Genomic DNA, 6,247 nt, shown 5'->3' with positions numbered 1-6,247 from the left:
AGGCCGGCGTCGCCGTACGCGCCGAGGGTCTTGGTGGGGTAGAAGCTGAACGCGGCGGCGTCCCCGAGCGCGCCGACGGCGCGGCCGGCGAGCGCGTCGCGGCTCGCTGCGCGGCAGCGCGGCGCGTCGCTGCAGCCGGCGCAGCGGGCGGGGTAGTGCGCCCCGAACGCTTGGGCGGCGTCCTCGAGGAGGAACAGGTCGTGGTCGCGCGCCAGGTCGCGCAGCGCCGCCGCGTCGGCCGGGAGGCCGAACAGGTGGACGGGGAGCAGCGCGCGGGTGCGGGGCGTCACGAGGGCGGCGGCCGCGCCTGGGTCGAGGTTGAGGGTGTCGGGGTCGACGTCGGCGAAGCGGGGCGTGGCGCCGACGCGCGCGATCGCTTCGGCGGTGGCGATGAACGAGAAGGGGCTGGTGACGACCTCGTCGCCGGGCCCGATGCCGGCGGCCTCCAGCGCGATGCGGAGCGCGTCGGTGCCGCTGTTGACGCCGATGGCGTGGGGCACGTCGAGGCGGTCGGCGACCGCGCGTTCGAAGGCGTCGACCTCGGGCCCACCGACGAACTGGCCGGACCGCAGGACGCGCGTGACGGCGTCGAGGAGGACGGCTTCGTGGTCGGCGACCTCGCCGGCGAGGTCGAGCATCGCCACCGGCGCGGGGGCGCTGGGGTCGTTCACGCGGCGTCGGCGGTGGCGGCGTCGACCGTCGCGCCGGCCATCATGAGGCCGAGGGTTTCGGGGTCGGCGTCGGCGGCGTCGAGTTCGCCCATGAGGGCGCCCTCGTACATCACGACGATGCGGTCGGACAGCGACAGCACCTCGTTGAGGTCGGCGCTGACGAGGAGGACGGCGAGGCCCTCGTCGCGGGCGCGGACGATTTGGCGGTGGATGAACTCGATCGCGCCGATGTCGACGCCGCGCGTGGGTTGCGCGAGGACGAGGACCTTCGGGTCCCGCTCGAGTTCGCGGGCGACGATGAGTTTCTGGGCGTTGCCGCCGGAGTAGGCGCGCGCGAGGACGCCGATGCTGGTGGGCCGCACGTCGTAGGCGGCGATGATGGCGCGGGCGTGCTCGCGGATGCGGGGCAGGTCGAGGAGGCCGAGCGGGCCGGCGTACGGGGCGTCGTGGTGGTCGCCGAGGATGGCGTTCATCGCCGCGTCGTAGCTGCCGACGAGGCCGCGGGCGTTGCGGTCCTCGGGGACGTGGCTGAGGCCGGCGTGGCGGCGGCTGCGGGCGCTGGCGTCGGTGACGTCCTCGCCGAGCAGGGTGACGGTGCCGGCGTCGGGGGGGCGGAGGCCGGTGATGCACTCGACGAGTTCGCTTTGGCCGTTCCCTTCGATGCCGGCGACGCCGAGGATTTCGCCGGCGCGCACGTCGAGGTCGACGCCGGCGAGCAGGTCCTTGGGTTTGTCGGGGTGGCGGAGGCGGAGGTCGTGCACCGCGAGGCGGGTCTCGCGGACGTCGGCGTCGACCTTGTCGACGCGGAGCAGCACCTCGCGGCCGACCATCATCGTCGCCAGCTTGGCGGTGTCGGTCGCCTCGCGCTCGACGGTCCCGATCATGGCGCCGTCGCGCATGACGCTCATGCGGTCGCAGATCTCCATGACCTCGTCGAGCTTGTGGCTGATGAAGACGATGGCGTGGCCCTCCGCGGCGTACTCGCGGAGGAAGCGGAACAGCCCGCGCGTCTCCTGGGGGGTCAGGACGGCGGTGGGTTCGTCCATGATCAGGATGCGCGCGTCGCGGTAGAGGGCCTTGAGGATCTCGACCTGTTGTTGGCGGCCGAGCGGGAGGTCGCCGACCGGTTCGTCGGGGTCGATGTCGAAGCCGAAGCGGTCGATCAGGTTGCGCGTGGTGCGGCGTGCGGCGGCGTAGTCGAGGGCGGCGGCGTGGCCGGGTTCGCTGCCGAGGACGACGTTCTCGGTGACGGAGAGGGGGGCGACCAGCATGAAGTGTTGGTGCACCATGCCGATGCGGCGCGCGATGGCGTCGCGGGCGCTGGCGGGCGCGTACGCCGCCCCGTCGATCGTCATGTGGCCCGCGTCGGGGTCCTGCAGGCCGTAGAGGATCTTCATCAACGTCGATTTTCCGGCGCCGTTCTCGCCGATCAGCGCGTGGATCTCCCCCCAGGCGACGTCGAAGTCGACGGCGTCGTTGGCGAGGACCAGCGGGAAGCGTTTGGTGATGCCCTCCATCCGGACCGCGGCGGCCGGGGGGGCGCCCGTCCTCGCGGGGTGCGCGGCGTCGCTCATGGCGAAACGGTAGCACGCGGGCCGCGTCGCCCGGCCGGCGAAGGGCGCGCGAGGCGCGTGCTAGACTACGGGTCCGCGAAGGGGCGTAGCCTTCGCGGTAGCGACCACCTGGTGGGCACCCGAGGGGGCGACACGGCTTCGACGGGGCTCGACCGAGGCACCGGTTGCGCGTCGCGGACGCAGCTGGCCGCGTCATCAAGCTGCAACGCCTTAACCGGCAACCAGAACTACGCTCTGGCTGCGTAACCCGTAGTCAGCGTCCCCTGGAAACCCCGTCGGTGGTTCGCCAGGCCCGACGTCCCGAAACCGACTGGTCCGACGGTCCCGACGCCGGCCCGACGACGAGAACCTTAGGCGCCTAGGCGTGCGGAACGGTGGGTCTCCGACCTGTCCGCGTCGCCGAACGAAAACCGGAGACTACACGCGTAGACGCCGGGCTGAGGGGGCTTCGGACGCGGGTTCGACTCCCGCCGCCTCCACCAGCCACGCCCCGCACCGCACCGGTGCGGGGCGTTCTCGTGGGGTCGCGCCGTTCGGCCCCGCGGCGGGCGTCGCGACGTCACGCGTCGAGCAGGCGGCGCGTGAGGAGCGACTGCATCGAGCGGTCCTCGTGGGCGAGGGCGACGACGTGGACCTCGTCGCCGGCGTGGCGGTAGATCCAGCGCCAGGGGCCGTCGCGGCGTTCGAAGCCGTCGCGGCGCCCGAGGGCGAGGAGGTCGGGGAGGGGGGCGCCGCGGTCGGGCGCCGCCGCCAACGCCGCCAAGGCGTCCTCGATTCGGTCCAGAAAAAGGTCTGCCTCGGGGGGGCCGCCGGCGGCGTACGTGCGGGCGTACGCCTCGTCGAGGTCGTGCGCGGCGGCGTCGGTGAGCAGCACGCGGGCGCTCACGGCTCCACCTGCCGCAGCGCCGCGAGCGCCTCGTCGGCGGTCTGGACCGCGCCCTCGCGGACCTCGCGCTCGCCGATCGCCAGCATCTTGAGGAGCGCGCCGGTCTCCTGCAGCGCGTCGAAACTGGCGACGTCGAGGAGCACCGCGCGCGCCTCGCCGTTCTGGGTGATCACGAGCGGCTCGCGGGTCGCGTCGAGCTCGCGGACGAGCTCGGCGGCGTGGGCCTTGAGGTAGGAGATGCTGCGGACGCGTTGCGAGAGGGGCATGGACCGAACGTAGTCCGAATCCAGGTCGTTCGGCAAGGGGCGGCGCGACCCGACGTGCTACGCTCCCCCCGGAAATCCCCCTTTGGAGGTCACGGGCCATGTCGGAAGTCACCCTCGATCACGTCTACAAGCGGTTCGGCGACGTCACCGCCGTCCAGGACTTCAGCCTCGAGATCCAGGACGCCGAATTCATGGTGTTCGTCGGACCGTCGGGCTGCGGCAAGACCACCACCCTACGCATGGTCGCCGGGCTCGAAGAGATCAGCGACGGCACCCTGCGGATCGGCGACCGCGTCGTCAACGACATGCCGCCCAAGGACCGCGACATCGCCATGGTGTTCCAGAACTACGCGCTGTACCCGCACATGAACGTGCACCAGAACATGTCGTTCGGGCTGCGCCTGCGCAAGACCCCCAAGGCGGACATCGAACGGCGCGTGCAGGAGGCCGCCGACATCCTCCAGATCGGGCACCTCCTCGAGCGGCGCCCCCGCGAACTGTCCGGCGGACAGCGCCAGCGCGTCGCGCTCGGGCGCGCCATCGTCCGCGAACCCAAGGTCTTCCTGATGGACGAGCCGCTCTCCAACCTCGACGCGAAGCTCCGCGTCGAGATGCGCGCCAGCATCAGCAAACTCCACCAACGCCTGGGCGTCACGACGATCTACGTCACCCACGATCAGGTCGAAGCGATGACCATGGGGACCCGCATCGTCGTCATGAAGGACGGCCTCATCCAGCAGGTCGACAGCCCCGTCAAGCTGTACGACGAACCGGTCAACAAGTTCGTCGCCGGCTTCATCGGCAGCCCCGCCATGAACTTCATGATCGGCGGCGTCGAGAACGGCGTGCTGCGCAGTGCGAACTTCGACATCCGCCCCACCGACGAGCTCGCCGGCAAGCTCCAGAAGCACGACGGCAAGAAGGTGTACGTCGGCATCCGCCCCGAGAACTTCGGCCTCAAGGGCTACACCGCGATCCCCGAACAGGACAACGTCGTCCGGGCCCGCGTCGAGGTCGTCGAGCCGCTCGGCGCGGAGACGCACATCATCGCCTCGGTCGGCGAAGACCAGAACGTCGTCGCGCGCGTCGACCCGCACGCGCCCGTCGCCGCCGGCGACGACATCGAACTCCTGGTCGACACGAACTACCTGCACGCCTTCGACCTCGACGAGGAAGCCAACCTGCGCTTCGCCTGAGCCGACGCCCACGCCGGGGCCGCCCCGCGTCGTGACGCGCCGCCGCCCTCGGCTAGACTCGGGGCGTGGTCCTCGCCGCCCTCCGCGCCGCCGACAAACAGTACGGCACCAAGGTCGTGCTCGACGGCGTCCACCTCGAGGTGCGCGCCGGTTCGCGGATCGCCCTCGTCGGCCGCAACGGCTCCGGCAAGACCACCGTCCTCCGGCTGCTCGGGGGCGAGGAGACGCCCGACGCCGGCGAGGCCTGGCGCCGAGACGACGTCGTCGTCGGGCACCTCGAGCAGGACCCCGACTTCCCCGCCGGCGCGTCGGTCCGCGACGTCGCCGACGCCGCCTTCGCGGACCTCGATGCCATGGAGGACGCCCTCGGGCGCCTCGAGCACGCCGGCCTCGACGACCCCGACGTGTACGCCCGCTGGGAGACGCTGCACGCGACCTTCGAGCGGCGTGGCGGCTACCAACGCCGCGCGCGCCGCGACATGGTCCTCCACGCCCTCGGGTTCGCCGGCCGCGAAGCGGACGCGATCGACGGCTTCAGCGGCGGCGAACGCACCCGCCTCGGCCTCGCCCGCCTCCTCATGCGCGCCCCCGACGTGCTGCTCCTCGACGAACCCACCAACCACCTCGACGTCACCATGCGCCGGTGGCTGGAGGGGTGGCTGGCGCGCTACCGCGGCGCCGCCCTCGTCGTCAGTCACGACCGCGCCTTCCTCGACGGCGCCTGCGACGTCACCGCCGACGTCCGCCGCGGCCGCATCGAGACGTACGACGGACCGCCCGGCGCCGCCCGCGCCGCACGCGAGGAGCGCGAGCGGCTCGAGGCCCGCACCCGCGCGAACCAACGCAAGGAGGAGGCCCGCCTCGAGGCGATGACCGAACGCATGCACGGCTGGGCCGGCCAGAACGCGAAACTCATGCGCCGCGCCAAAGCGATGGAGAAACGCCTCGACCGGCACCGCGACGGGATGCTCGAAGGCGCCGAACGCGCCGAACGGACGGTCGGCTTCACCTTCGACGCGCACGACGGCGGCGACCTCGTCGCCCAGGCCCGCCACCTCACGAAACGCTACGACGGCCGCACCCTGTTCGACGACGTCGCGCTGCAGCTCCGCGCCGGCGACCGGGTCGCCCTCACCGGCCCGAACGGGGCGGGGAAGACCACCCTCCTCCGGGTGCTGCTCGGCGAGGTCGCCAGCGACGACCCGCGCGCCGACGTGCGGTGGGGCGCCCGCGTCCGGGTCGGCTACTACGACCAGTCGCTCGCCGGCGTCGACCCCGACGCCACCCTCGTCGAGGAGCTCGCGCGGATGGTCGGCGAGCGCGAAGCGCACGACCTGCTGGGGCGCTTCCTGTTCCCCTACGACGCGCAGTTCAAGACCATCGCGAACCTCTCGGGGGGCGAACGCGCCCGCCTCGCCCTCGCGAAACTCAGCCGATCGGCGTACGACCTGCTCGTCCTCGACGAACCCACCAACCACCTCGACGTCGAGATGATCGAGACCCTCGAGGGCGCCCTCGACGCCTTCGAGGGCGCCCTCGTCGTCGTCAGTCACGACCGCCGCTTCGCCGCCCGCCTCGCGACGCAGGTGTGGGAGGTCGAAGGCGGCCGCCTCGAGACGTACGAGGGCGACTGGGCGTTCTACGAACGCAAACG

General features: G+C 72.3%; 6 protein-coding genes and 1 other RNA gene. 3 read left to right on the top strand and 4 right to left on the bottom strand.

Features of this window, described 5'->3' with window-relative positions; all coding sequences use genetic code 11:
* Positions 1–671 (bottom strand): DegT/DnrJ/EryC1/StrS family aminotransferase (locus RI554_07120; protein ID MDR9391785.1); only part of this gene is annotated, 671 nt, incomplete at its 3' end.
* Positions 668–2,245, bottom strand: a complete 1,578-nt coding sequence (locus RI554_07115) for an ABC transporter ATP-binding protein (GenBank protein ID MDR9391784.1) — start codon at positions 2,243–2,245, stop codon at positions 668–670. The genes RI554_07120 and RI554_07115, both read right to left, overlap by 4 nt.
* A gap of 123 nt (positions 2,246–2,368) precedes the next feature.
* On the opposite strand from RI554_07115, the gene ssrA reads away from it, so the two are divergent.
* Positions 2,369–2,727: a transfer-messenger RNA gene (ssrA, locus tag RI554_07110) on the top strand.
* Between the two features lie 77 nt (positions 2,728–2,804).
* Here ssrA and RI554_07105 read toward each other — a convergent pair.
* On the bottom strand, positions 2,805–3,131 hold the full coding sequence (locus tag RI554_07105; protein ID MDR9391783.1) for a type II toxin-antitoxin system RelE/ParE family toxin: 327 nt from the start codon (positions 3,129–3,131) through the stop codon (positions 2,805–2,807).
* Positions 3,128–3,397 carry a type II toxin-antitoxin system Phd/YefM family antitoxin gene (locus tag RI554_07100; GenBank protein MDR9391782.1) on the bottom strand — a complete coding sequence of 90 codons (270 nt, stop codon included), beginning with the start codon at positions 3,395–3,397 and terminating at the stop codon, positions 3,128–3,130. The genes RI554_07105 and RI554_07100 overlap by 4 nt, the downstream gene beginning before the upstream one ends.
* Positions 3,398–3,495: 98 nt before the next feature.
* Here RI554_07100 and ugpC point away from each other — a divergent pair, with 98 nt between their 5' ends.
* Both ugpC and RI554_07090 read left to right on the top strand, forming a co-directional pair.
* Complete coding sequence (gene ugpC / locus RI554_07095) at positions 3,496–4,593, top strand: sn-glycerol-3-phosphate ABC transporter ATP-binding protein UgpC (GenBank protein ID MDR9391781.1); 1,098 nt, start codon at positions 3,496–3,498, stop codon at positions 4,591–4,593.
* Positions 4,594–4,658: 65 nt separating this feature from the next.
* Positions 4,659–6,247: ABC-F family ATP-binding cassette domain-containing protein (locus RI554_07090; GenBank protein MDR9391780.1), on the top strand; the 1,589-nt coding region annotated here is incomplete at its 3' end.

It is taken from the genome of Trueperaceae bacterium (assembly GCA_031581195.1).
In the GTDB taxonomy this organism is placed as follows: domain Bacteria; phylum Deinococcota; class Deinococci; order Deinococcales; family Trueperaceae; genus SLSQ01.
The sequence above is the reverse complement of the archived record's forward strand: the minus strand, read 5'-3'. Positions and strand labels throughout refer to the sequence as shown.